The organism is Martelella sp. NC20, from assembly GCF_013459645.1.
Taxonomy (GTDB): domain Bacteria; phylum Pseudomonadota; class Alphaproteobacteria; order Rhizobiales; family Rhizobiaceae; genus Martelella.
The window spans coordinates 2,533,589-2,555,839 of the sequence record NZ_CP054861.1 but is presented as its reverse complement, the minus strand read 5'-3'; the positions used below and the strand labels follow the sequence as shown (position 1 = coordinate 2,555,839).

The window sequence follows — 22,251 nt, the reverse complement described above, 5'->3', positions numbered from 1 at the left end:
CCCCTCTCTGTCGCGTTCGCGACATCTCCCCCTCACGGGGGGAGATTGATGGCTGCGGCGCTTCAATTCAAAACAAGGGTCAGGCAATAAGCTGCCTCCCCCGGTCGTCTCACCCCTTCACGTCGTATCCCGAATCCTCGACGGCCTTGACCGCCTGTTCGCGCGTTGCCGGCGCGTTCAGGGAGAAGCGGGCCTCGTGCTTTTCAATACTGACGGCCACGTCGGAAATGCCCGGAACGGCGGAAAGCGCCTTCGTCACAGTCGTCACGCAGCCGCCGCAGCCCATGCCTTCGATTTTCAGGGTCTCGGTCATCGTCATTCTCCTTCTGGCTCCTTTTGGCATTCGTTGCAGCAGAGATGGGGCTTCCAGTGACTGGAAGGTCAAGAGCACCGTTGAAGATTTTTGCAAGTACTGCTTGAAAACCGACAGAAGCTCTGTCTTTGCTCATCGAAACCGCGTCAATGCCCGGAAGGAAACGATCATGGACCTGCATATCTGGCTGGCCTTCGCCGCCGCCTCGACCGCGCTTCTGCTGATCCCCGGGCCGACGGTGCTGCTGGTGCTGAGCTACGCATTGAGCCAGGGAAAGCGGGTGGCGCTGGCAACGGTCGCGGGCGTCGCGCTTGGCGATTTCATCGCCATGACCGCCTCGCTTGCGGGCCTCGGCGCGCTGGTGCTGGCGTCCGCGCAACTGTTCGTCGTGCTGAAATGGGTCGGCGCGGTCTATCTCGTCTATCTCGGCTTCAGGCTGTTCCGCAGCAAAGGGATCGGCGATGCCGTTCCATCGTCCGCCGCCGCCTCGCTTTCCCCCCGGCATGTCTTTCTGCATGCCCTGATGGTGACCGCGCTGAACCCGAAATCGATCGTGTTCTTCATCGCCTTCGTGCCGCAATTCGTGAAGCCGGAAGCGCCCCTCGTGCCGCAATTCGTCATCCTGATTTCGACCTTCGTCGGCCTCGCCGCGCTCAACACGCTCGCCTATGCGCTGCTTGCAGACAGGTTGCGGGAAAAACTCGCCTCCCCCGCCGTCAACGCTTTCCTGCCTCGCCTCGGTGGCGGCGCGCTGATGGCCATGGGCATCGCCACGGCGGCATGGCGGCGCTCGGCCGCGTGACCAGGAATATTGACGTTCGCCCTTTGCGGCGCTATCTACGGACTTCCTCGTGGTGATTTGGCCGGCCGGCTTGCAGCCACGTTAAACAAGTCGCTAAAGGGCCGAGCGAGCGGAAGCCCATTCGGACCGGCCTGCGATTTGGACGCGGCCGGTTTTCTGTTTGTACGGATGTGAACATGCCTATCAAGATTCCAGACACGTTGCCCGCCTATGAAACGCTGATTGCCGAAGGCGTGCGGGTCAAGACGGAAACGGTTGCGGAGCGGCAGGATATCCGCCCGCTCCACTTCGGGCTGCTCAATCTCATGCCGAACAAGATCAAGACCGAGTTGCAGTTCGCCCGCCTGCTCGGCGCCTCGCCGCTGCAGATCGAGCTGTCGCTGATCCGGGTCGGCGGCCACAAGGCCAAGAACACCCCGATCGAACACCTGCTGTCGTTCTACAACACCTGGGACGAGGTTTCGACACGCAAGTTCGACGGCTTCATCATCACCGGCGCGCCGATCGAGACGCTCGATTTCGAGGAAGTCACCTACTGGGACGAGTTGAAGACAATCCTCGACTGGACGACCACCAACTGCCATTCGACGATGAATATCTGCTGGGGCGCGATGGCGGCGGCCTACCACTTCCATGGAGTGCCGAAACATCTGCTCGACAAGAAGGCCTTCGGCATCTATCGCCACCGCAACCTGAAACCGGCGTCGATCTATCTCAACGGCTTTGCCGACGATTTCCAGGTCCCGGTATCCCGCTGGACGGAAGTGCGGCGCGACGAACTGGCGAACGCGCCCGGCATGGAGATCCTGATCGATTCCGACGAGGTCGGACCGTGCCTTGCCCAGGAGGAATTCGCCAACCGGCTCTACATGTTCAATCATATCGAATATGATTCGAACTCGCTCGGCGACGAGTACCGGCGCGACGTTACGGCCAATGTGCCGGTCGACCTGCCGCATAACTACTTCCCCGACGATGACCCCGACCGCATGCCGCAGAACCGCTGGCGCTCGCATGCCCATCTTCTGTTCGGCAACTGGATCAACGAGGTTTACCAGACCACGCCCTATCATCTGGAAGAAATCGGGACCGACCGGCAGAGCGCTTGAAGCGCTCTGCTTTCCGGCGCACTATCCGCGCCGCAATGACATTTCGCGGAGAAACACAATGAATACGCCCCAGGTCTTCGGAAAAACCCGCGACGGACAGGCGGTGCAACGGGTCACGATCTCCGGCGGCGGACTGACCGCCAATATCCTGAACTGGGGCGCGGTGGTGCAGGACCTGCGTCTTGAGGGACATCCTCACGCGCTGGTTCTGGGGTTTGAAACATTCGAGCATTATCTCGACTATTCGCCCTATTTCGGCGCCACGCCCGGACGCTCCTCCAACCGCATCGCCGATGGACGCTTCACCATCGACGGCACGGAATATCAGGTCGAATGCAATGAAAACGGCATCACCAATCTCCACGGCGGCAGCGACGGCACCGGCGTCAGCCTCTGGGAATTCGAGGAGATCGGCGATGACCGGGTGACGCTGAAGATCGTGGATCGCGACGGCCGGGGCGGCTTTCCCGGCAATTGCACGATCCGCGCCCATTTCCAGCTGAAATCGCGCGGCGTGTTCTCGGTGGTCTACGAGACCACCACCGACAAGCCGACGATCGCCAATATCTGCAATCACAGCTATTTCAATCTCGGCAACGGCACGGATACGCTGGAACACCAGCTCATGATCGCCGCCGAACATTACCTACCAACCGATGAGCGCCAGATCCCGACCGGCGCGATCGAACCGGTGGCGGGTACGCCATTCGATTTCCGCAAGCCCCAGCCGATGAAGCGGGATTATCCCAACAGCCGGCAGGTGCTGTTCGACCATAATTTCTGCCTGTCGTCGGAACGCATGGAAAAGCGCCCGGTGATCAGCGTGCGCGCGCCCTCCTCCGGCGTCACCATGGATGTGCTGACCACCGAGCCCGGCGTACAGTTCTACACCGCCTTCAAGCTGGACGAGACCCCGGAGGGGCTGAGCGGCTTTCCCTATGGACCGTTCGCCGGCTTCTGTCTCGAAACCCAGGTCTGGCCCGACGCCGTCAACCATCCGGGTTTTCCGAACGCCGTGCTGCGCCCGGGCGAAGTTCTTCGGCAGGAAACCGACTATGCCTTCCGCAAGAGCGAGGCGAAAAAGGGTCCGGAGTAAGGCCGGAGCGGCCGGATGTTTGTCGTTTCAAAACTGTTCTGGATGATATGCCAGCCGCTCGCCCTCGCATTCCTGACAATGCTGGTCGCGCTTGTCTGCCTCGTCTTTTCGCGGAGCGACGCAGCGGCGGCGTTTGCCGCGCTGGCGGTCGTCACGCTCGGCATCGCCTGTTTCACGAATATCGGGACAATGCTGATGGCGGGTCTCGAAAACCGGTTTGCCCGGCCGGCGCTCGAGACGCCGCCGGCCCTGGCGATCGTGCTCGGCGGCGGCATCAGCACCGACATTTCGGCGCGGCGCGGGACCTATGTCTTCTCCCGCGCGGCCGACCGCTATATCGAGGCGCTCAGGCTCGCGCGGCTTTATCCGCAGATGAAGATCCTGGTGACCGGCGGCGACAATGCACTCTCCGGCAATATCAATGGCGAGGCCGCTCCCGCCGCCCGGTTCTTCGCCGATCACGGCATTGCGGGAGAACGGCTGATTTATGAACCGCGCGCGCGCAACACGGCGGAAAACGCCAGCCTGACGGCGGCATTGTTGGAGAAGCATGACCTGGGAGACGCCCGCTGCCTTCTGATCACGTCGGCCTATCATATGCCGCGGTCGGTGGAACAGTTCCGCCGCCAGCGCATGGAGGTGACGCCGTGGCCGGCCGACTATCGCACCGACGGAAATGTCCGTTTCGCCTTCAGCCACGACAAGCCGATGGTCAACGCGGCGATGCTTTCGACGGCTTTGAGGGAATGGGCGGGATTGGCGCTTTCGCGGCGTCCGGCGAAAACGGCCGGGCCGGCGACCGGGACATGATCGTGTCAGCGCCGCTTGGGGCGCAGGCGGACCACGACATCGATATGGGCGATTTCCATGCCCTCGGGCGGGGTCGGCATGCCGGTCAGCGAAATGCTGCTTTCGGGCATGTCCACGACCTGGTTTTCACCCTCGATGAAGAAATGGTGATGGTCGGAGGTATTGGTGTCGAAATAGGTCCTGGCGCCCTCGACCGCGAGCACCCGGATCATGCCGGCATTGGTGAACTGATGCAGCGTGTTGTAGACGGTGGCAAGCGAAACCGGAACGCCGGCCTCGGTCGCCTCGTCATGCAGTTCCTCGACCGTCAGATGGCGATCGCCCTTGGCAAACAGCAGCTCGGCCAGCGCCACGCGCTGGCGCGTCGGGCGCAGACCGCTTTCACGAAGCCTGTCTTCTGAGATACGATTTCTCGCTGCCATAATTCCCTTGGGTGCCGGAACTGTCACAACACAAATATAGTTTGATATAACGGGCTTGAGAATCGCTTTCAATAGGGCAAGGGCTTGCAGCACCTTAAATTAAACTGCAAATACGGGCACCCGGGGCGTTTCACTCTGGCAGCAGGCGGCGGCTTCCTGTATGGCCACGGGTGGAGCGAAACGATGAAGGGTTTGCAGATTTTGGTAAAGTAACGCCGCGGCGCATTGCTGCAAGGTGATTACGCCCTTATCTTGAGGCAGGCACGAAACCCCCTCGCTGAACGAAGGGAAGCAGAGTTTTAATGAGTACGAGACAATCGCATTTCGACTATGAAGACATCATAAAATGCGCCGAGGGCGAGCTTTTCGGCCCGGGCAATGCGCAATTGCCGCTTCCGCCGATGTTGATGGTCCACAGGATCACCGAGATTTCGGAGACCGGCGGCGCCCATGGCAAGGGCTTCGTCCGCGCCGAATATGACGTCGCGCCCGACGATTGGTATTTCGCCTGTCACTTCAAGGGCAACCCGATCATGCCCGGCTGCCTGGGTCTTGACGGCATGTGGCAGTTGACCGGTTTCTTTCTCGGCTGGCTGGGCGAGGAAGGCCGGGGCATGGCGCTTTCCACCGGCGAGGTGAAGTTCAAGGGCATGGTTCGTCCCACCGTCAAACTTCTCGAATACGGTATCGACTTCAAGCGCGTGATGCGCGGTCGCCTGGTGCTGGGAACAGCCGATGGCTGGCTGAAGGCCGATGGCGAAACGATCTACCAGGCGAGCGACCTGCGCGTCGGCCTGTCCAAGGACAAGGCAGAGTGACGTTTCGCTTGCAAGACAAATAAGAGGTCAACAGATATGAGACGTGTTGTCGTCACAGGGTTGGGAATCGTATCCTCGATCGGAAACGATGCGGCCGAAGTCACCGCCTCGCTGCGTGAGGCGAAATCGGGCATTTCCTTTTCGCCGGACTTTGCGGAAAACGGCTTCCGCTGCCAGGTCTGGGGCAGCCCGAACATCGATACCAGCGACAAGGTCGATCGCCGCGCCATGCGGTTTCTCTCGCAGGGCGGCGCCTGGAACCATATCGCCATGAAGCAGGCGATCGCCGATTCCGGTCTTGAGGAAAGCGAATACAGCCAGAAGCCGCGCGTCGGCATCATCATGGGCTCGGGCGGACCGTCGACCCGCACCCTGATCGAAGCAGCCGACATCACCCGCAAGAACGGCTCACCGAAGCGGATCGGTCCCTTCGCCGTGCCGAAGGCGATGTCGTCGACGGCGTCTGCCACGCTTGCGACCTGGTTCAAGATCCACGGCATCAATTATTCGATCTCATCGGCCTGCTCGACCTCGGCGCACTGCATCGGCAATGCCGTCGAGATGATCCAGTGGGGCAAGCAGGACATGATGTTCGCCGGCGGCCACGAGGACCTCGACTGGACGATGTCCAACCTGTTCGACGCCATGGGCGCGATGTCGAGCGATTTCAACGAAAGCGATCCGACCCGGGCATCGCGGGCTTATGACGCCAAGCGCGACGGCTTCGTGATTGCCGGCGGCGCCGGCGTCGTGGTTCTGGAGGAACTGGAGCGCGCCAAGGCCCGCGGCGCCAAGATCTACGGCGAAGTTGTCGGCTACGGCGCCACGTCGGACGGCTACGACATGGTCGCCCCTTCCGGAGAAGGCGCGGTGCGCTGCATGAACATGGCGATCGAGACCGTCGCTGACGAGATCGACTACATCAACACCCACGGCACCTCGACACCGGTCGGCGACAGCCGCGAGATCGGCGCCATCAAGGAAGTCTTCGGCGACAGGATGCCGCACATCCAGTCGACCAAATCACTGACGGGGCATTCGCTGGGTGCTGCCGGCGCTCAGGAGGCGATCTACAGCCTGTTGATGATGCAGGAAGGCTTCATCGGCAAAAGCGCTCACATCGACGAACTCGACCCCGAATTCGATGGCGTTCCGATCGTGCGCGAGCGCATCGACAACGCCAGGATCGATACCGTCCTTTCCAACTCGTTCGGCTTTGGCGGCACGAACGCTACGCTGGTCTTCCAGCGCTACAATGGATAATGCGCAAATGACCGGACTTATGAATGGCAAACGCGGCCTGATAATGGGCGTTGCCAACAATCATTCGATTGCCTGGGGCATCGCCAAGGCGGTTCACGCCGAAGGCGCGGAACTCGCCTTCACCTATCAGGGCGAGGCCCTTGGCCGCCGGGTTCATCCGCTGGCAGCCGAAGTCGGCTCCGACTTCGTGGTTCCCTGCGACGTCGAAGATATCGCAAGCGTCGATTCGGTATTTGCCGCGATCAAGGAACGGTGGGGAAAGCTCGATTTCGTCGTTCACGCGGTCGGGTTTTCCGACAAGAGTGAACTGAAGGGCCAGTACGCCAACACATCGCGGGAGAATTTCGTCCGCACCATGGTGATCTCCTGCTTTTCCTTCACTGAAATCGCCAAGCGCGCCGCCGAACTGATGCCGGATGGCGGTTCGCTGTTGACGCTGACCTATGGCGGTTCCACCGCGGTGGTGCCGAACTATAATGTCATGGGTGTGGCGAAGGCCGGTCTCGAGGCTTCGATGCGATACCTTGCCGGCGATTTCGGACCGCAGGGCATACGCGTCAATGCGATCTCCGCAGGTCCGGTGCGCACGCTGGCCGGCTCCGGCGTCGGAGACGCGCGCCTGGTCTACGCATGGCAGCAGCGCAATGCGCCGTTGCGCCGCTCGACCACGATCGAGGATGTCGGCGGTTCTGCGCTCTATCTGCTCTCAGATCTCTCTTCCGGCGTGACCGGCGAGATTCATTTCGTCGACAATGGCTACAATATCCTTTCGATGCCCATCCCCGAAATGATGCGGCGCGGCGACCCGGAGACCTGATTCCGGGATATCGCAACACTTAATTAAATCTTAGGTTGTGTATGACGCGTTCATCATGATGGGCGCGTCCTTTTTTCAACTGGAGGAATTGTCCACGCTATCGATGCCTTACTCGCTCCAGCGGCTGGCTCAAAACCACTCCTTGTGATCGCCGCCGTCAGTGGAACGAATGCCTCGACATCCATCTATCTAATTGTTTTAAAAGCTTTATATCATAAATACATTAACCGACAGGCCCTTGGAGAGCAAACGTACGGACATCCAGATGGGCTTTTTCTCAGCGCCCGAACGGGCGTGCGGAGGCGAATTAACACTTTGTTCATTTTCTCCTCCATTCTCCGGGTCGAAGAACGGCACAAACATGCGTCGCACCACCGGTGCGGAGAGTGCACCTGCGAATGAATTTCGTTTTAATCATCTGATTTATATGGGTCTTTCTGCCAGATCACGAGAAACCCGATGAATCGCCGATCGTGATCGGGTTGATTCGCTCACAATTCCTCGCATGAGTTTTTGTTGCGAATTTGCACCACCCCCTTTTATTCAATCAATTGATTTATATTTCCACCTAGGGTTCATTGAGACCGGCGCCTAAGACGTTGTTAATGGGTGACAGAAGCCGGGGGGCAATTCGCCGGACTTCACTAAATCGGGGCTAACGCCTCCTTTCCATGCTCGATTAAATTGAGGATTTAACTATGACCATCAAAAGCCTTTTCCTGGGCTCCGCGGCAGCTTTCGCAGCTGCCTCCGCTGCTCAGGCAGCTGATCCGGTCGTCGTGATCGAACCCGTTCAGGCGAACTATGTAGAAGTCTGCGACGCTTTCGGCGCCGGCTATTTCTACATCCCCGGCACTGAAACCTGCCTCAACGTCGGCGGTTACATCCGTTTCCAGATCGACGCCCAGACCGGCGCCAACAGCCCGGACACCTGGAACGTCTGGACGCGTGGCCAGCTCGCCATCACGTCCAAGACCGACACCGAACTCGGCGCCCTGACCGGTGCGATCGTTCTGAACAGCGAATACTATTCGAACGACGGCTCGACCACCACTTACATTGACGAAGCCTACCTCTCGCTTGGCGGCTTCCAGGCTGGTAAGTTCCTCAGCTACTGGGATGAAGGTCTTCTCGGCGAAATCGACGACCTTGCCGGTCAGACCAACTTCAACTCGATGCGTTACGTATATGTCGGTGAAGGTTTCGTTGGCGGCCTCTCGCTCGACGCTCTTGAGCCGTCCATGGTTGGCCTCTCCAACTCTGGCGACAATGTGCCGAAGCTCGGCGTTTCCGGTCGCGTAGGCTTCCAGGCCGGCGGCTTTGGCGCCAAGCTTGATGTCGGTTACGACACCTACAACGAAGAAGCTTCGTTCCGTGCCATGGCTTCGCTGGCGCTCGGCCCGGGCTCGCTCGATCTCGGTGCTAACTACTCCACCGGTTGGAACGCTTACTCCAACAACTACGACAATGAATTCGTCGACTACTCGCTGCCGACCCCGACCGTTGCGACGGGCGTCTACGCCGAGTGGGCACTTGCTGCTGGCTACAAGCTGAACGTGACCGACAAGTTCGCCGTCACGCCTGCTGTTCAGTGGACCTCGGCTAACGTTCCTGGTGCCGACAACGAGGACTTCTGGTCCGCTGGCGCCCTGTTCGACTACACCATTGTCGAAGGCCTGAGCGCCAAGCTGAACGTTCAGTACACCGACACGCCTGATCAGTACTATGCTGATGACTACTGGGCTGGTTGGTTCCGTCTGCAGCGCGACTTCTAAGTCACGCAAAAGCATCGCCGGGCCTCATGGGCCCGGCACTACCCCCGGAGCGGCAACGCTTTCCGGGGGTATTTTTTGAGAATTGCAGATTCTAGACGGCGTATTCCACCAGATGCGCGCCGCCCTTTCGAGCGCAGACGGCAACTGCCTCAACCAGTTGCGCTTCGTCTTCTGCCCTGCGGAAGCCAAGTCCGTAGGCCTTTGCGATCAGGGCCATGTCGGGCGGCGGAGGCTTCACGCCGACAGGCGCTATGCCGGCATCCAACATGAAGGTCTCGATTTCGCGATAACCGTGATTGTTCCAGACCAGGAACACGACATCAAGCCGCTCTTCCGCCGCCACGCCGATCTCGCCAAGCGAGAACTGCAGGCCGCCATCGCCGACGATCGCCACAACCGGAACCGCAGGATCGGCAAGCGCCGCGCCGATGGCGCCCGGCGGCACATAACCGAGCGCTCCATAGCCGGTCGCCGCGTTGAACCAGTGTCCCGGTCGCGGTGCATCGCAATAGAGATTTCCCGCATAGACGAGTTGGGTCGAATCGCCCACGAACCGGGCGTGGGGCGTCGCCCCGTACAACCGCTGAAGCAACGCAACCTCGCCCGCAACCCTGGGCTCAAGAGTTGCCATGGCGGCCCGGCGGGCGGCATCGGCCCGGGCAGCGCCGTTGCGCCCCCCGGTCTCCGGAAGCATATCCAGAAGGCGGGAGAGCACGGCGCTGCTGTCTCCGACAAGCGCCACGTCAGCCTCGGGCCCCGCGCCGATCTGCCCCTCGCTGATATCCAGCCGCACGAGTTTCCGCAGCGTCGGAAACCCGCCATCGGCATACATGTCGTAATCGGTGGGACCGAACTCCGTGCCCACCGCAATCACCAGGTCGCTTGCCGCCAGCAAATCGCGTACCGGCGCAAGGCTGGGGCTTGCGGGAACCCGCAGCGCATGATCCGCCAGCAGCCCGCGCCCGTTCACGGTCAGCACCACCGGAGCGTCGATCCTTTCGGCGAAGATGCGCAATGACAGATCCGCACGGATGGCGCCGCCGCCGGCAAGGATGACAGGAGCGCGCGCGCCTGCGATCAGGGCGGTTGCGGCTTTTAAAGCGCCCGCATCAGTCTGGGGCTGCGCCGGTTCGACGGCGACCATTTCCGCCTTCGGCAGACGCGCGACCATCACATCCGTCGGGATTTCGAGGTGCACCGGCCCCGGCCGGCCCGAAATTGCAAGCGCGAGGCTCCGCGCCAGCGTCCCGGCGAGTTCCGACGCATCAGTCAGCGTGAACGAGGCCTTGGCGAAGCTCCTGATCAGGCCGCTCTGGTCCGGCAGTTCGTGGAGATAACCCTGCCCCCTGCCAAGCGTCGAACGCGCATTGACGCCAGAAACCACCAGCATCGGCACCGAATCGGCGCGCGCCTGCGCCATCGCGGTGATGGTATTGGTAAGTCCCGGCCCGGTGATGACGAAGCAGACGCCCGGCCGGCCGGTGACGCGGGCATAGCCATCCGCCATGAAACCCGCCCCCTGTTCGTGACGCGGCGTCACATGGCGAATTTTCGAAGCGGCAAGCCCGCGATAGAGCTCGGCGGTATGCACGCCGGGAATGCCGAAAACGATCTCGACCCCGTGGGCCTCCAGCAGATGAACCAGCGCCTCCCCGACACTCATATCCGTGCTCATGCCGAAGCCGCCTTGCCCGCGCCGGCAAGGCCTTGCGCATAGCGCCTGATGCGCCGGGCGGCCTCGGCGATCGTTTCTTCCGGCACGGTGAGGCTGATGCGGATAAAGCCGCCTGCGCCGTTGCCAAAGGACGACCCCGGCATCACCGCCACTTTTTCCGCTTCGAGCAGTCCGAGCGCGAAACTCTCGCCATCGATACCGGTTGCGCGCACATCCACGAAGGCGAACATCCCCGCCTCCGGCATGAAGCAGGCAATGCCCGGCGCGCCGGAAAGCGCATCGACCAGCCGTTCCGCCCTGCGCTTGAGCGAGGCGCGCAACGTGCTCGAAACCCCGCTCGGGCGTTCGATCGCCGCGGCCGTGGCATCGGCGATAAAGGGCTGGTTTCCAAACAGCATGGTTTCCGCCACCGGCAGTAGTCGGAGGCAGAACTCCGCCGGCCCGACCGCCCAGCCGCTGCGGAAACCGGGAGCGGCATGGGATTTCGAGATCGAGGAGACCGCGATGGTGCACTCGGCAAGCCCGGCATCGTCGAGCGGCGAGGCGAATGCGTTGCCGAAGATCAGTTCCTCGTAGACCTCGTCGGCGACGATCCAGAGATCATGCCGGCGGCAGACCTCGCCGATCCCGGCAATCTCGTCAGCGCTCAAAACAGCCCCGGTCGGATTGTGCGGCGAATTGAGGAGCAGGACCCTCGAATTCGGCGTGACCGCCTGCTCCAGCATCTCGGCGCGCATGTGGAAACCATCGCCGGGCGCAAGCGGCACCGGCACCATTTCGGCTCCGGTGGCGCGGATCAGCCCCTCATAGGTGGCATAGAGCGGATCGCCGACAAGCACGCCGTCCCCCGCCTCCACCAGCGTCAGCATCACCGCGAACAGGGCCGTCTGGGTGCCGGGAAAGCAGACGATATGCTCATGGCCGATGGCCCGCCCGGTGCGGGCGCTGTAACGCTTCGAAAGCGCATCGAGGAGCGGCGCTTCGCCGCGCCCGTTCGAATAACCGGTGCGGCCGCCGGCAAGGGCCGCGATCACCGTCTCGGCCAGCACCGGGTCGGGCGCGATATCGGGTTCGCCGATGGTGAGTTCAAGGACGGGCGCTCCCGCCCGCTTCATCGCCCGCGCCTTCAGATGCACCGCCCACTTGTCGGAGCCGAGGCCACCGAGCCGTTCGGAAATTTTCGCGTAGTGCATGGTCAAACCTCATTCCTCTTCGAGCCGGAGACCGGTGATGGCTTCCACCGCGTGCAGCCCGGCCTTCAGCAATTCATCATGCTCGAACAGATCCGCGGCCAGCGAACCCTCGAGCCAAAGCCCGTCGAGCACCGCGTTGATCTCGATCGCAAGCCGCGCCAGCCGGTCCGGGGTTTCCTGGCGGCCCTCGGCAGAACAGGCGCCGGCAAGCAGCCGCTCGATCAGCGCCCGGTAGGCGAGATAGTTCTCGCGGTGGATCGCGCCCATTGCCGGGTCGATACGCGCCATGGCAACGAAGGCCGCCCAGAGCGAAAGCCTGCGGGCGTCGATCATCGGCGGCGTCAGGCAGGCAACCACGAAGTCGCGGAGCCGATAGCGCGGAGACCCCTCGCCGGTCTCTTCGGCGGCGGCGCCGATATCCAGCATCACCGCCATGGTTCGCTGGTAGGCGGCGTGCAGCAACTGTTCCTTGGTCTCGAAATAATGCCGGATCAGGCCGCCGCTGACGCCGGCGCGCTCCGCCACCTCCCGCACCGTCGCATGCTGCATCCCGCCCTCGGCGATGCAATCCAGCATCGCCTCGATCAGGTCGGCGCGCCGTTCGGCATCGCCCACGCGACGGAAGGTTTTCCGGCTCATCTCAACCTCGCCAAATCGGCCTTGTCAGGCAGGTCGGCCCGCCCTCGCAGGCAATGCAGAGCGCATCCGCCTCGAAGGTGGAGACGGTACAACCGGCCGCCTCCATCGCTGCCCCGGTCTTTTCGAAACCGGCAACGGCGATGACTTCGAAAGGCCGCGTCGGCAGCACATTCAGGTTGAGTCCGTTCGAGGCCATGAACTCGTCATCGGGCGCTTCGACCAGCGTATAGCCGCGCGCCTTCAGGAGTTGGTAGAACGGCGCCGGCAGCAGCGGCGCATAGACCAGCGCCAGTTTCTCGGCGAGCGGCGAGATCACGCTCATCAGGTGCAGGCATGCCTCTTCGCCCTGCCACAGCGGCAGGTCGAACGAGAGAACCTCGATCCCATGCGGGGCAAGCAGTTCGCGCACCTGCGCGATGCCCTCGGCATTGCTCCTGACGCCGCGACCGATCGCAAGCGTCTTCTCGTCGACCCAGACGCAATCGCCGCCCTCGACCGTGGCATTCCCGGTGAGCCGCCCGAGCACCGGAATGCCGGCGGCGGCATAGACCGCCTCATGGCCGGCCACTTCGTTGCGCCGCAGCATCTTGCCCATGTTCAGCAGGATCGCGCCATGGTTGGTGACCAGCGAGGGATCGTGGGTGAACATCGCGTCGGCCAGCCCGTCGCCCTCGTCCTCATACCAAAGTATGTCCGCGCCGGAGGCGGCAACCAGATCGGCGAACACTGCGTATTGCGACACGGCCCGCGCCGGATCGAATGTTTTGCCATAGTGCCAGACCGCCGGATCGGCCGAAATCAGGCTCTTTCCGGGTCTTCGCATCATTACCCGCCGGATCGGCTCCGCCATTGTCTGGGCTCCGAAACTCATCACGCGTCTCCATGCTGACTGAAATTCTATCGTAGTTATACACTTGCATAATAAGCTCGCAAGTGTACAAATATGGTGACATCATAATTTTTGATTGCCGGCCGATTGCACCGCAAGAAGTGCAGACCGGCCCACCGGGAACGGCAAAGCGTTTTTGATGAAGGCTGAAAACAATACGGACGGCGCCGCCGAGGCGGTCGCCGTAGAGGAACTGCACAAATCCTTTGGCGATCTCGAGGTGCTGAAAGGCGTGTCGCTTGCCGCCCGCCAGGGCGAGGTGATCGCGATCATCGGCGGCTCGGGCTCCGGCAAGTCCACGCTGCTGCGCTGCATTAACATGCTGGAATGGCCGACGCGCGGCCGGGTCAGCGTGCATGGCGAGGAGATCGCGCTTAAATCCGACGGCCATGGCGGGCTGATGCCCGCCAACCGCAGACAGGTCCAGCGCATCCGCACCCGGCTTGCCATGGTGTTCCAGAGCTTCAACCTGTGGCAGCACATGACGCTGATGCAGAATGTCATCGAGGTGCCGGTGCATGTGCTGGGCGTGAAGCGCGACGAGGCGATCGCCGAGGCCGAAATCCTGCTGAAACGCGTCGGCCTCTACGAAAAGCGCGACGCCTACCCGGCCTTTCTCTCCGGCGGCCAGCAGCAGCGCGCCGCGATTGCCCGCGCGCTGGCGATGAAGCCGGAGGCGATGCTGTTCGATGAGCCGACGTCGGCACTCGATCCCGAACTGGTGGGCGAGGTGCTGACCGTGATCCGCGACCTTGCGGAAGAGGGCCGCACCATGCTGCTCGTCACCCACGAGATGGGTTTCGCCCGCGAAGTGGCGAGCGAAATCGTGTTCCTGCACAATGGCCGCGTCGAGGAACAGGGCGCGCCCGAAACCGTGTTCGACAATCCGACTTCCGAACGGCTGAGGAAATTCATCAGCACGGTTCAGTAATCCGGCGGGCTCGCCCGCCTTTCAATTAAAACCAAAAGAGGGAATAGATCATGAGAAAATTCAAATCCGCACTGATCGGCGCAGCCGCTGTCGCGGCGTTGCTTTCGGCCGGCAGCGCTGCCGCCGAGACCGTCAAGGTCGGCGTCGCCGCCGAGCCCTACCCGCCGTTCACGGTGCCGGACGCCTCGGGGACGTGGAGCGGCTGGGAAATCGACTTCATGAGTGCTGTCTGCGATCAGGCCGAACTCGACTGCGTCGTCACCCCGATCGCCTGGGATGGCATCATCACGGCTTTGACGGCCGGCAAGATCGACGCCATCATGTCGTCGATGTCGGTCACGCCGGATCGCGAGAAGGAAATCGCCTTCTCCGACAAGTATTACAGCACGCCTGGCGCAATCGTCGCCGCCAAGGGCTCCGGTATCGAGCCGACGGCCGAGGCGCTTTCGGGCAAGATTCTTGGCGTCCAGATTTCCACCACCAATCAGGACTACGCCGAAAAACACTTCCCCGACGCCAAGCTGAAGACCTACCAGACCCAGGACGAGGTCAATCAGGATCTCTATGCCGGCCGCATCGACGCCGAGATCGCCGATCTGGTGACCCTGCAGCCCTTCCTGGAAAGCGACGACGGCAAGGCCTGCTGCGAAATGGTCGGCACGGTCGCCGAGGACCTTGACATCTACGGCCCCGGCATCGGCATCGGCCTGCGCAAGGACGACACCGAACTGCTCGAAAAGTTCAACGCAGCCATCGCCGCGATCCGCGAAAACGGCACCTATGAGAAAATCTCGGCGCCGTATTTCGATTTCGACATCTATGGTGACTGATTGAAGCCAATGAGTGCCTCGCAGCCTCAATCTCTCCCCCTGAGGGAGAGATGTCGCGAAAGCGACAGAGAGGGGTGAACCCTCACCACCATCTCAGAGCTTCGGGCATGCGCTGCACCCCTCTCTGCCCCTGTCGGGGCATCTCCCCCTCAAAGGGGGAGATCGTTTGGAGAGTCGCACCGCCTCCTTAGGTGCCAAAACAAGGAAAACGAATGAACTGGGAATTGCTGGCCTTGTCGCCGCCCGGATGGGGCGGGGTGCTGCTGAGAGGGCTTGTCACCTCGCTCGAAGTCGCCGCCGGTGGTTTTGCGGTGGGGCAGGTGATCGGCATTTTCGGCGCGGCGGGCAAACTCTATGGCGGACCGGTGATCCGCGACCTCCTGGAGATCTACACCACCGTCGTGCGCGCCATTCCCGAACTGGTGCTGATCGTGCTGCTTTATTATGCCGGCACCGCCTCGCTCAACAACCTGATGGGCGCGCTCGGCTTCTCCTCCATCGATATCTCCGGCATGCTCGCCGGCATCGCCGTCATCGGCCTCGTCCAGGGCGCCTATTCGACCGAGGTGCTGCGCGGGGCGATCCTCGCCATACCCCACGGCCAGATCGAGGCGGCGCGCGCCTATGGCATGCCGCCCGCGATGACGATGCGGCGGATCACCCTGCCGGCGATGCTGCCGCATGCAATCCCCGGCCTTGCCAATCTCTGGCTGGTGACCACCAAGGACACCGCCCTTCTCGCCGTCGTCGGCTTTACCGAACTGACGCTGGCAACCCGGCAGGCGGCCGGCGTGACGCATGAATATTTCCTGTTCTTCTCCGCCGCCGGCGTCCTCTACCTCGCCGTCACGCTGGTTTCCAACGTGCTGCTGTCGATCCTCGAACGCCGCGTCAGCCGCGGCACAGCGAGGCAGCGGACATGAGCGACCGCGATATATCCGGCGATCTCGGCGAACTTGAGACCCCGCCGCCGCTGCCCCGACTTTCCGCGCTGATGCGCCCGCACCGGCTTATCATCATCGCGGTCGCTATCGGCCTGCTGGTGCTGATGGCGGTGAAGATGCGCTGGGACTGGCTTCCCGAATATGCCGGCATGCTGGCGACGGGCCTGTGGGTGACGGTGCTGCTGCTGATCGCCTCGACCGTGCTCGGCCTGCTGATGGCAATCCCGCTCGGCCTCGTGCAGGTGACGGGACCGTTCTTCCTGGCCTGGCCTGCGAAAATATTCTGCACCATCATCCGCGGCACGCCGCTGCTGTTGCAACTCTGGCTGCTCTATTACGGGCTCGGCTCGCTGTTTCCCGGCATTCCCGGCATCCGCGAGTCGTTCATCTGGCCCTATCTGCGCGAGGCCTGGCCCTATGGCCTGCTCGCGCTGACGCTTTCCTATGCCGGTTACGAAGGCGAGGTCATGCGCGGCGCCTTTGCAGGCGTGCCCAACGGCGAACTGGAGGCCGCCCGCGCCTATGGCATGGGTCGCTGGAAGGTGCTGACCCGGATCTGGCTGCCGCGCGCCATCCACCGCGCGCTGCCGACGCTTGCCGGCGAGACCGTGGTCCAACTCAAGTCGACGCCGCTGGTCGCGACCATCACCGTCATCGACCTTTATTCGGTCGTCAGCGATATCCGCCAGTCGACCTTCCTGACCTACGAACCGCTGCTGTTCCTCGCCTTCCTCTACCTCTGCCTCACCGGCATCCTGGTGACGATCTTCCGCTATTACGAGAGGAAAATCCCGACGCGTGGCAGATAGGCGCGCCACACAGGCGACGCCCGTTGCCACGAGCCGTGATTGCGCTCAGTCCGAAGCTTTATCGAGCCCGGCCGCGACGGCCTCGATGATGCGCTCATGCACCAGAGCGCGATCCGCCCCGGCAGGATCGGTGCAGACCGGATCGTCCCGCTCCTCTGCCAGAAGGGCTGCCCCCTCCGGCTTGCAGAGCGCCAGAAAGGTAAAATGATGCGCGGGCGCGATGACAACGCGCTCGCCGTCCGGCAGGCGCGCAACAAGATTGCTGCCCTTGTCGGAGACATCCGCCGCCTTCATGAGGTCCTTTTCTCCCAGATTGATCACCAGAACGGGACGCTCGACAGCGGCAATGCTGTCTGCTGTCGCCGCGTAGGTGAAACCGGGATCGATGGCGATGACGCGGCTGATCCGATCGTCGCGCGCGTCACCTTCAAAACCTTCCGGCAGATGATCGAAGTCGACATTGCCCTTGGCAAGAAAGACGCAATCGGCCGCCTCCGGATTGTCTCGGCAGTAGTCGCCATAGGCTGCCCGGTCGAACCGCAGGCCGCCGAGATTGAGCACGGTCGCGCCGCCGAGCGAGAAGCCGAGCGCGGTTATCCGCGACCGGTCCACATGCGGCCCCAGAACCGGATCGGCGAGCAGTGCGTCGAGTGCTGCGGAAATATCGCCGGCGCGACGGTCCAGAAACACCGTGGCCCGCGGTGAGGAATCGCCCGACGTGCTGCCGGGATGATTGACGGCAAGCACCATCGCGCCCTTTTCGACCAGTGCCGAAAACAGCCAGGCGCTGTTGTCCATATTGCCGCCGGAGCCGTGAGAGAACACGAACAGCGGATATTGCCCTTCGGCAATCTTCGCGCCCATCCAGACGGATGTGCCGTAAAACACCGGATTGTCGCCGACGTGGCCGCGATAGCTCTGAACGCCCGCGGGATACCAGAGGGCGGCGGCCACCGGGGTTGCGCGCTGTTTTGGAAAAACCGTCATCCGTTCATAGCCTGGAAGATCTTCCGTCGCCAAGGCATTCGCGGCGAGACCGCCGAGGAGCAGGATGGAAAGAAGAAGTCGTTTCATGGGCGTTGTCCTTTCGGGTTGAGACGCCCCTTTCTTCTGATTTTCAGCGCCTCCAGCGTCCTCAATCCGGTTTCAGGTCGCCCGAAACCGGTTTATGAACGATCACACCGGAAACTGAAGGAGACGAATTGCAGGTGAGAAGAAGGCGCGGCTGCCGGCCTCCTACTGTCCACGCGCAATTCATGTTGTCGAAAGACTGCCGCTGACGATGGCTGGTAAGGTCGATCGCCAGAAACTGGCGGGACTGCTGTTTGCTGCCGTGCCAGCTTAAGGCCCAGAATGTGTCCTGATATGCGGTCTGGGCCTGGAAAAATGACCTGGATCGCGTATCAGGACGACCAGAAACAGGATCAAGGTCGATTTAATCTCCGAATTGGCAGAGTTTCCAGTCATCAAGTCCGCTGTAAAAGGAGTTTGACTGTGACCTGCAAACGAATCTTGGCAACCTTGCTCATGACCTTGCCTTTCGCCTCAGCGCAGGCTGCAAGCGATCATCTAGACCTGACCGGGGTCACCCATATACGCATTCTGGGGCAGCCCGGCAGTGTTGTTCTGACGACCGGGCCCGCGGAAGCTTATAGCGGGGCGATCAGTCACAAGCGCAGCGGCTGGATCGGTCAACTCTCGTCAATCTGGAGCTATGGTGAGTGCACCACAAAAAGCACCCTGAAAGTCGAGAGTGACACGCTGACAGTGGACATCGCATCAAGCGAACTGTCGAATTGCCATGCCACCTTCACCGCGAATGTGAAGGAAGGCAGTTCTGTTACCATTGAGCAGCCGGCTGCGGAAATCGATCTTAAGGGCGTGTTCCGTCAGGTACGGCTTGTCAGCTCCGCCGCAGACTTCAACTTCAGTGGTGAGGTGCGGGATCTGGACCTGAACAGCAACGCGTTGAAGGCGAATATTGCCTATACCAGCGTGCACAAGGACGAGACGATCATGATCGACTCAAAGTTCATGGATGCCGACATGCGCTTTGCTGATACAGATGCGATTAGCTATCGCATCGATGCAGATGCCTCGATGGTCAACAGCCGTTTCCCCAATACTCAGGGTGTGAAGCCCGAGGTTCTGATCAAAGCGGAGAAAGCCAAGGTCAGCATCAATTGAAGCGGGGGATCCGTCAGGAAAACCTGCCGGGCAAGTTGATGCAATCTGCCCGTTTTCGTTTGTTGGATTATGGGGGAGCGAATGTCTGTGCGATCAGTTATGTTTCATGGATATGGTCCTTTCGGGTTGAGAGGCCCTCTTCTCCCGATTTCCAGCGCCTTCAGCGTCCTCAATCCGGTTTCAGGTCGCCCGAAACCGGTTTATGAACGATCACACCGGAAACTGAAGGAGACGACATGCTGGTTTTGCCGGTCCCGCTGGTCACCGCGCTGGTGCTTGGTTTTCTGATCCTGCGGGTGCTGACCGTCGAGGCACGGCCGCCGGTGGTCATCGTGTTTCTCTCGGCCTGCGCCATGCAGAGCCTGATCGTCGCCCTGTTGCAATATTACGGGCTTTCCCTGCTGCACCCCGTCCAGCCGGTCACGGCCACGCTGATACCGGTTCTCGCCTGGCTGACCTTCCAGACCGCATTCCTGCGGCCGATAAAGCCTGCCCGCGACAGCCTCCATCTGCTGGTGCCGGGGTTTACCATCTTCTGCATCCTGTTCGCGCCCGCCACCATCGACATCATTCTGCCGGCGATCTTCATCCTCTATGGCGGCATGATCATTTACGTGCTGAAATCGGGCGGGGACGCCCTGCCGCTGGCGCGGCTGGAGGCGGGACGCCAGTCGCAATGGCTCTGGACCGGCATCGCCGTCAGCCTGCTGCTGTCGGCGCTGAGCGACAGCCTGATCGCGGCCGCCTTCCTCTCCGAGAGGCCCGAATGGGCGCAATTGATTATCAGCATTTTCACCTCGGCCGCGCTGCTTGCGGTCGGCCTGCTGAGCGTTTCGCCGAACGCATTCGGCGAACTCGAGGAGGAGGAGCCGCAACGGCCAGCGCCCTCGCCCGTGCCGGAAGAGGGCGATCGCGACATCCTCGAACGGCTCGATCGCCTGCTTGCCGACGAAAGGCTTTACCTCGAACCCTCGCTCACCCTTGCGCGCCTCGCCCGGCGCCTGCAGATGCCGGCCAAGCAGCTTTCGGCAGCGCTCAACCGGGCGACCGGCGAGAATATCTCCCGTTACATCAACCGGTTCCGCATCGACCATGCCTGCGAAAGGCTCAGTGCCGGCGACAATGTCACCACCGCCATGCTGGAAAGCGGTTTCAACACCAAATCGAATTTCAATCGTGAATTTCTGCGGGTCACCGGCAGGAGCCCGTCGGCCTGGGTGAAGTCCGCCGGGACGGCCTGAAGCATTTCGCGGTCGGACGGCAAAAAATGAGCGGGCTGCCGACAAAGCCCTCCCCATCCGTCATGCCGGCCTCGAGCCGGCATCCAGGGCCATGTGTGGTGAGTTGAGAAGGAGCCTTTGCGCGCAAGGACTCGCCACGTACTGGATCCCGGCTCAAGGCCACAGATGTCCGGTTTAGTTTCGATAATACAATGCAAGATATTGAATTAAAACAGAATTACGACGATCTGGCGTAACCGGACACGGTTGCCATTCCTGCGCTGCACAGGTTTGGCATCGCGTTCGCCACTCTCTCGGGCGTCATCCTCGTGCTTGACACGAGGATCCATGTACCTCTCCTCATGCAACACCGGTTACCGATTTTATGCCCTGAACCATAAGCCTCAATCGTTTTCGTGCCGAAACCGTGAATGGATCCTCGTGTCAAGCACGAGGATGACGCAAGTGGGGAGGGTTGTGGTCAACACAACGGCCCGGAATGAGGACGGATCGCTAAACCGGACAGCAGTGGCTCAAGGCCGGGATGACGGCGGAGAGGGAGGCAATTCCGTGATTGCAAACAGGGTTTGTCAACGAACTGCTACAAACGACCGGCGAACAGGTCTGCCTGGGGCGGTTCCTGCAGCGCGTTTTCCAGCCGCAGCAGATATTCCTTGGTCGGCAGCCCGCCGCCGAAACCGGTCAATGCGCCATTGGCGCCGATCACCCTGTGACAGGGCAACAGGATCGGCAGCGGATTGTTGCCGTTCGCCGTCCCCACCGCCCGGCTTGCGTTCGGATCGCCGAGCGCCCTGGCGATCGTGCCGTAGGTGGTCGTCTCGCCATAGGGGATCGTCGCCAGATACTCCCACACCCGGTTCTGAAAACCGCCGCCCGACAGATGATAGGCGAGATCGAATTGCTTCAGCTCGCCCGAGAAATAGGCGTCGAGCTGCCGCCGCGCCTCGGCGAAGGGGGCGTCGTAGCGCTGCCAGTCCGCCTGCGGCCCGAACGCCTTGTGGCCGGTCGGAAACGAAATGTAATGCAGCCGGTTGCCATCGCCGGCGACCAGCAGCGCGCCCACGGGACTGTCGACATAGGTGTAAAACAGCGCGGTCATCGCGTCGGTCTCCGGATCGAGGACGGCGGACGCCCGTAAAGTCTCGAAAAGGCGGCATTGAAGCGCCGCACGCTGCCAAAGCCGGCCCTGAAGGCGACTTCTGTGACGGGAAGCGCCGTCTCGTCCAGAAGCCGCTTCGCCCGGCCGATCCTCAGCGTCTGCGCGGTCTGCAGCGGCGATGCGCCGACATGGGCGGCAAACAGCCGCGACAGGTGCCGGACGCCGACGCCGAGGCGTTCGGCCAGTTCATTGACAGAACCATTGTCGAGCGCGCCTTCCGCGATCAGTTTCAGCGCCCGCTCGACCGTGGTGCGCGTGCCGTTCCAGGCGGGTGAAAACGGCGCGGTTTCGGGCCGGCAGCGCAGGCATGGCCGGTATCCGGCCCGCTCGCAGGCCGCCGCCGTCTGGTAATAGCTGACATTCTTGGTCAGCGGCTGTTTCACCGGGCAGACCGGCCGGCAATAGATCATCGTCGTGCGAACGGCGGTAAAGAACCTGCCGTCAAACGCCGGATCGCGCCTCAGCCGCGCCTGATTGCATGTTTCGAAATCCAACATGGGGGAAGTCTAGCAGCAGCGGTTTTACGAGG

Annotated in this window: 23 protein-coding genes and 1 riboswitch; of the genes, 14 read left to right on the top strand and 9 right to left on the bottom strand. The window is 61.9% G+C overall.

Features of this window, described 5'->3' with window-relative positions; translation table 11 throughout:
• Positions 1–109: 109 nt before the first annotated feature.
• Positions 110–313: a heavy-metal-associated domain-containing protein gene (locus HQ843_RS12175; protein ID WP_180898066.1), complete on the bottom strand. Its 204-nt coding sequence runs from the start codon at positions 311–313 to the stop codon at positions 110–112.
• A gap of 169 nt (positions 314–482) precedes the next feature.
• Here HQ843_RS12175 and HQ843_RS12170 point away from each other — a divergent pair, with 169 nt between their 5' ends.
• From HQ843_RS12170 to HQ843_RS12155, 4 genes are all read left to right on the top strand, one after another.
• Positions 483–1,115, top strand: coding sequence for a LysE family translocator (locus HQ843_RS12170; protein ID WP_180898067.1), 633 nt, complete (start codon positions 483–485; stop codon positions 1,113–1,115).
• Positions 1,116–1,154: 39 nt separating this feature from the next.
• A riboswitch (SAM riboswitch) is annotated at positions 1,155–1,232 on the top strand.
• Between the two features lie 59 nt (positions 1,233–1,291).
• Positions 1,292–2,224, top strand: coding sequence for a homoserine O-succinyltransferase (locus HQ843_RS12165; protein WP_180898068.1), 933 nt, complete (start codon positions 1,292–1,294; stop codon positions 2,222–2,224).
• Positions 2,225–2,282: 58 nt separating this feature from the next.
• Positions 2,283–3,320, top strand: coding sequence for an aldose epimerase family protein (locus HQ843_RS12160; RefSeq protein ID WP_180898069.1), 1,038 nt, complete (start codon positions 2,283–2,285; stop codon positions 3,318–3,320).
• Positions 3,321–3,335: 15 nt separating this feature from the next.
• Positions 3,336–4,130: a YdcF family protein gene (locus HQ843_RS12155; RefSeq protein WP_180898070.1), complete on the top strand. Its 795-nt coding sequence runs from the start codon at positions 3,336–3,338 to the stop codon at positions 4,128–4,130.
• Between the two features lie 5 nt (positions 4,131–4,135).
• Here the strand turns inward: HQ843_RS12155 and irrA are convergent, their stop codons facing one another.
• A complete protein-coding gene (gene irrA, locus HQ843_RS12150; RefSeq protein WP_180898071.1) occupies positions 4,136–4,552 on the bottom strand; it encodes an iron response transcriptional regulator IrrA in 417 nt (138 codons plus the stop codon).
• A 302-nt stretch (positions 4,553–4,854) separates the two neighbouring features.
• On the opposite strand from irrA, the gene fabA reads away from it, so the two are divergent.
• From fabA to HQ843_RS12130, 4 genes are all read left to right on the top strand, one after another.
• A complete protein-coding gene (gene fabA / locus HQ843_RS12145; protein WP_180898072.1) occupies positions 4,855–5,370 on the top strand; it encodes a 3-hydroxyacyl-[acyl-carrier-protein] dehydratase FabA in 516 nt (171 codons plus the stop codon).
• A 36-nt stretch (positions 5,371–5,406) separates the two neighbouring features.
• Entirely contained in the window at positions 5,407–6,633 is a 1,227-nt protein-coding gene (gene fabB, locus HQ843_RS12140) for a beta-ketoacyl-ACP synthase I (RefSeq protein ID WP_180898073.1), read from the top strand.
• Positions 6,634–6,640: 7 nt separating this feature from the next.
• The gene (fabI, locus tag HQ843_RS12135; RefSeq protein ID WP_180898074.1) at positions 6,641–7,450 is read left to right on the top strand and encodes an enoyl-ACP reductase FabI; all 810 of its coding nucleotides are present in this window, start codon (positions 6,641–6,643) and stop codon (positions 7,448–7,450) included.
• A gap of 698 nt (positions 7,451–8,148) precedes the next feature.
• Positions 8,149–9,225, top strand: a complete 1,077-nt coding sequence (locus HQ843_RS12130; RefSeq protein ID WP_180898075.1) for a porin — start codon at positions 8,149–8,151, stop codon at positions 9,223–9,225.
• 91 nt (positions 9,226–9,316) lie between these two features.
• On the opposite strand, the gene HQ843_RS12125 is transcribed toward HQ843_RS12130, so the two are convergent.
• Genes HQ843_RS12125 through HQ843_RS12110 form a run of 4 tightly spaced genes read right to left on the bottom strand, consistent with a single transcriptional unit; the run spans position 9,317 to position 13,582 of the window.
• The gene (locus HQ843_RS12125) at positions 9,317–10,900 is read right to left on the bottom strand and encodes a 5-guanidino-2-oxopentanoate decarboxylase (RefSeq protein ID WP_180898076.1); all 1,584 of its coding nucleotides are present in this window, start codon (positions 10,898–10,900) and stop codon (positions 9,317–9,319) included.
• The gene (locus HQ843_RS12120) at positions 10,897–12,093 is read right to left on the bottom strand and encodes a pyridoxal phosphate-dependent aminotransferase (RefSeq protein ID WP_180898077.1); all 1,197 of its coding nucleotides are present in this window, start codon (positions 12,091–12,093) and stop codon (positions 10,897–10,899) included. The genes HQ843_RS12125 and HQ843_RS12120 overlap by 4 nt, the downstream gene beginning before the upstream one ends.
• Before the next feature lie 9 nt (positions 12,094–12,102).
• On the bottom strand, positions 12,103–12,732 hold the full coding sequence (locus HQ843_RS12115) for a TetR/AcrR family transcriptional regulator (protein WP_180898078.1): 630 nt from the start codon (positions 12,730–12,732) through the stop codon (positions 12,103–12,105).
• Position 12,733: 1 nt separating this feature from the next.
• Positions 12,734–13,582, bottom strand: coding sequence for a dimethylarginine dimethylaminohydrolase family protein (locus tag HQ843_RS12110; RefSeq protein WP_180902218.1), 849 nt, complete (start codon positions 13,580–13,582; stop codon positions 12,734–12,736).
• Positions 13,583–13,760: 178 nt separating this feature from the next.
• Between HQ843_RS12110 and HQ843_RS12105 the strand changes: the two genes are divergently transcribed.
• The 4 genes from HQ843_RS12105 to HQ843_RS12090 all read left to right on the top strand — a co-directional run bounded on the left by HQ843_RS12105 (position 13,761) and on the right by HQ843_RS12090 (position 17,135).
• Complete coding sequence (locus HQ843_RS12105) at positions 13,761–14,552, top strand: ABC transporter ATP-binding protein (protein WP_180898079.1); 792 nt, start codon at positions 13,761–13,763, stop codon at positions 14,550–14,552.
• 50 nt (positions 14,553–14,602) lie between these two features.
• Positions 14,603–15,382 (top strand): transporter substrate-binding domain-containing protein, encoded by a 780-nt coding sequence (locus HQ843_RS12100; RefSeq protein ID WP_180898080.1) that lies wholly within the window; start codon positions 14,603–14,605, stop codon positions 15,380–15,382.
• Positions 15,383–15,594: 212 nt separating this feature from the next.
• Positions 15,595–16,305, top strand: coding sequence for an ABC transporter permease (locus tag HQ843_RS12095; protein ID WP_180898081.1), 711 nt, complete (start codon positions 15,595–15,597; stop codon positions 16,303–16,305).
• The gene (locus HQ843_RS12090) at positions 16,302–17,135 is read left to right on the top strand and encodes an ABC transporter permease (protein WP_180898082.1); all 834 of its coding nucleotides are present in this window, start codon (positions 16,302–16,304) and stop codon (positions 17,133–17,135) included. The genes HQ843_RS12095 and HQ843_RS12090 overlap by 4 nt, the downstream gene beginning before the upstream one ends.
• A gap of 45 nt (positions 17,136–17,180) precedes the next feature.
• Here HQ843_RS12090 and HQ843_RS12085 read toward each other — a convergent pair whose 3' ends face one another.
• A complete protein-coding gene (locus HQ843_RS12085) occupies positions 17,181–18,209 on the bottom strand; it encodes an alpha/beta hydrolase family protein (RefSeq protein ID WP_180898083.1) in 1,029 nt (342 codons plus the stop codon).
• A gap of 438 nt (positions 18,210–18,647) precedes the next feature.
• Between HQ843_RS12085 and HQ843_RS12080 the strand changes: the two genes are divergently transcribed.
• Positions 18,648–19,322, top strand: a complete 675-nt coding sequence (locus HQ843_RS12080; RefSeq protein ID WP_180903492.1) for a hypothetical protein — start codon at positions 18,648–18,650, stop codon at positions 19,320–19,322.
• Positions 19,323–19,558: 236 nt separating this feature from the next.
• Entirely contained in the window at positions 19,559–20,563 is a 1,005-nt protein-coding gene (locus HQ843_RS12075) for a helix-turn-helix domain-containing protein (RefSeq protein WP_180903490.1), read from the top strand.
• 580 nt (positions 20,564–21,143) lie between these two features.
• Here HQ843_RS12075 and HQ843_RS12070 read toward each other — a convergent pair.
• Together HQ843_RS12070 and HQ843_RS12065 are read right to left on the bottom strand one after the other, a co-directional pair.
• A complete protein-coding gene (locus tag HQ843_RS12070) occupies positions 21,144–21,662 on the bottom strand; it encodes a methylated-DNA--[protein]-cysteine S-methyltransferase (protein WP_180898087.1) in 519 nt (172 codons plus the stop codon).
• Entirely contained in the window at positions 21,659–22,219 is a 561-nt protein-coding gene (locus tag HQ843_RS12065) for a bifunctional transcriptional activator/DNA repair enzyme AdaA (RefSeq protein ID WP_180898088.1), read from the bottom strand. The genes HQ843_RS12070 and HQ843_RS12065 overlap by 4 nt, the downstream gene beginning before the upstream one ends.
• Positions 22,220–22,251: the final 32 nt, after the last annotated feature.

Coding starts and splice junctions, on each gene's coding strand:
- HQ843_RS12090 (WP_180898082.1), top strand. CDS start 16,302: ATGAGCGACCGCGATATATCCGGCGATCTCGGCGAACTTGAGACCCCG.
- HQ843_RS12065 (WP_180898088.1), bottom strand. CDS start 22,219: ATGTTGGATTTCGAAACATGCAATCAGGCGCGGCTGAGGCGCGATCCG.
- HQ843_RS12095 (WP_180898081.1), top strand. CDS start 15,595: ATGAACTGGGAATTGCTGGCCTTGTCGCCGCCCGGATGGGGCGGGGTG.
- fabA (WP_180898072.1), top strand. CDS start 4,855: ATGAGTACGAGACAATCGCATTTCGACTATGAAGACATCATAAAATGC.
- irrA (WP_180898071.1), bottom strand. CDS start 4,552: ATGGCAGCGAGAAATCGTATCTCAGAAGACAGGCTTCGTGAAAGCGGT.
- HQ843_RS12125 (WP_180898076.1), bottom strand. CDS start 10,900: ATGAGCACGGATATGAGTGTCGGGGAGGCGCTGGTTCATCTGCTGGAG.
- HQ843_RS12110 (WP_180902218.1), bottom strand. CDS start 13,582: ATGGCGGAGCCGATCCGGCGGGTAATGATGCGAAGACCCGGAAAGAGC.
- HQ843_RS12085 (WP_180898083.1), bottom strand. CDS start 18,209: ATGAAACGACTTCTTCTTTCCATCCTGCTCCTCGGCGGTCTCGCCGCG.
- HQ843_RS12075 (WP_180903490.1), top strand. CDS start 19,559: ATGCTGGTTTTGCCGGTCCCGCTGGTCACCGCGCTGGTGCTTGGTTTT.
- HQ843_RS12070 (WP_180898087.1), bottom strand. CDS start 21,662: ATGACCGCGCTGTTTTACACCTATGTCGACAGTCCCGTGGGCGCGCTG.
- HQ843_RS12130 (WP_180898075.1), top strand. CDS start 8,149: ATGACCATCAAAAGCCTTTTCCTGGGCTCCGCGGCAGCTTTCGCAGCT.
- fabI (WP_180898074.1), top strand. CDS start 6,641: ATGACCGGACTTATGAATGGCAAACGCGGCCTGATAATGGGCGTTGCC.
- HQ843_RS12115 (WP_180898078.1), bottom strand. CDS start 12,732: ATGAGCCGGAAAACCTTCCGTCGCGTGGGCGATGCCGAACGGCGCGCC.
- HQ843_RS12120 (WP_180898077.1), bottom strand. CDS start 12,093: ATGCACTACGCGAAAATTTCCGAACGGCTCGGTGGCCTCGGCTCCGAC.
- HQ843_RS12160 (WP_180898069.1), top strand. CDS start 2,283: ATGAATACGCCCCAGGTCTTCGGAAAAACCCGCGACGGACAGGCGGTG.
- HQ843_RS12170 (WP_180898067.1), top strand. CDS start 483: ATGGACCTGCATATCTGGCTGGCCTTCGCCGCCGCCTCGACCGCGCTT.
- fabB (WP_180898073.1), top strand. CDS start 5,407: ATGAGACGTGTTGTCGTCACAGGGTTGGGAATCGTATCCTCGATCGGA.
- HQ843_RS12105 (WP_180898079.1), top strand. CDS start 13,761: ATGAAGGCTGAAAACAATACGGACGGCGCCGCCGAGGCGGTCGCCGTA.
- HQ843_RS12165 (WP_180898068.1), top strand. CDS start 1,292: ATGCCTATCAAGATTCCAGACACGTTGCCCGCCTATGAAACGCTGATT.
- HQ843_RS12155 (WP_180898070.1), top strand. CDS start 3,336: ATGTTTGTCGTTTCAAAACTGTTCTGGATGATATGCCAGCCGCTCGCC.
- HQ843_RS12100 (WP_180898080.1), top strand. CDS start 14,603: ATGAGAAAATTCAAATCCGCACTGATCGGCGCAGCCGCTGTCGCGGCG.
- HQ843_RS12175 (WP_180898066.1), bottom strand. CDS start 313: ATGACCGAGACCCTGAAAATCGAAGGCATGGGCTGCGGCGGCTGCGTG.